Origin of the sequence: Paenalcaligenes sp. Me52, from assembly GCF_050487965.1 — a bacterium.
Classification (GTDB): domain Bacteria; phylum Pseudomonadota; class Gammaproteobacteria; order Burkholderiales; family Burkholderiaceae_B; genus Paenalcaligenes.
Genome location: NZ_JBKQFO010000007.1, coordinates 1 through 1,251 on the forward strand (window position 1 = coordinate 1; position 1,251 = coordinate 1,251).

General features: G+C 46.7%; 2 protein-coding genes. Both read left to right on the top strand.

The features are described 5' to 3' along the window. Positions 1-249, top strand: a 249-nt coding sequence (locus tag ACLO87_RS16640) for a substrate-binding domain-containing protein (protein WP_430224321.1), incomplete at its 5' end; no start/stop codon positions are given. A 126-nt stretch (positions 250-375) separates the two neighbouring features. After that, positions 376-1,251, top strand: an 876-nt coding sequence (locus tag ACLO87_RS16645; RefSeq protein WP_430224322.1) for an ATP-binding cassette domain-containing protein, incomplete at its 3' end; no start/stop codon positions are given.

Genomic DNA, 1,251 nt, shown 5'->3' on the forward strand with positions numbered 1-1,251 from the left:
GGTGTTGCTCAGGCAGTCGCAAACGCCGGAAAAACGGGCAAAGTGTTGGTCGTCGGTACAGATGGAATTCCGGAAGCCCGCAAAATGGTGGAAGCCGGACAAATGACCGCGACGGTTGCCCAGAACCCGGCGGATATCGGTGCAACGGGTCTGAAGCTGATGGTTGACGCTGAGAAATCCGGCAAGGTTATCCCGCTGGATAAAGCACCGGAATTTAAACTGGTCGATTCAATCCTGGTCACTCAATAAAACTGAATGATGCCGGATGATGATGCTAATGAAGTGTCTTATCCGGCCAACAAAATAACCTGAACGTAGACCTGATAAACGTAGCCATCAGGCAATAATACGATATTTCGTGCAGAGAGGTTATTTATGGCCACGCCATATATATCGATGGCGGGGATCGGCAAGTCCTTTGGTCCGGTTCACGCATTAAAGTCGGTTAATTTAACGGTTTATCCTGGTGAAATACATGCATTACTAGGAGAAAATGGTGCGGGTAAATCTACGCTAATGAAAGTGTTATCCGGGATACATGAGCCGACCAAAGGCACCATTACCATTAATAACATTAACTATAACAAACTGGATCATAAATTAGCGGCACAACTCGGTATCGGGATTATTTATCAGGAACTCAGCGTTATTGATGAATTAACCGTACTGGAAAATTTATATATTGGTCGTCATCTGACGAAAAAAATCTGTGGCGTCAATATTATCGACTGGCGAGAAATGCGTGTCCGCGCCGCCATGATGTTATTACGCGTGGGCTTGAAAGTTGATTTAGATGAGAAAGTGGCGAATTTATCTATCAGCCACAAGCAGATGCTGGAAATTGCCAAAACGCTGATGCTCGACGCCAAAGTCATCATCATGGATGAACCCACCTCCTCACTCACCAATAAAGAGGTGGACTATCTGTTTCTGATCATGAATCAGTTGCGTAAGGAGGGTACGGCCATCGTCTATATCTCGCATAAATTGGCGGAAATTCGCCGTATTTGCGACCGCTATACGGTGATGAAAGACGGCAGCAGCGTTTGCAGCGGCATGGTGAGCGATGTGTCAAATGACGATATCGTCCGTCTGATGGTAGGCCGCGAATTGCAAAACCGTTTTAACGCGATGAAGGAGAATGTCAGCAACCTTGCGCACGATACGGTTTTTGAGGTGCGCAACGTCACCAGCCGTGACAGAAAAAAGGTCCGGGATATCTCATTTAGCGTCTGCCGGGGAGAAATATTA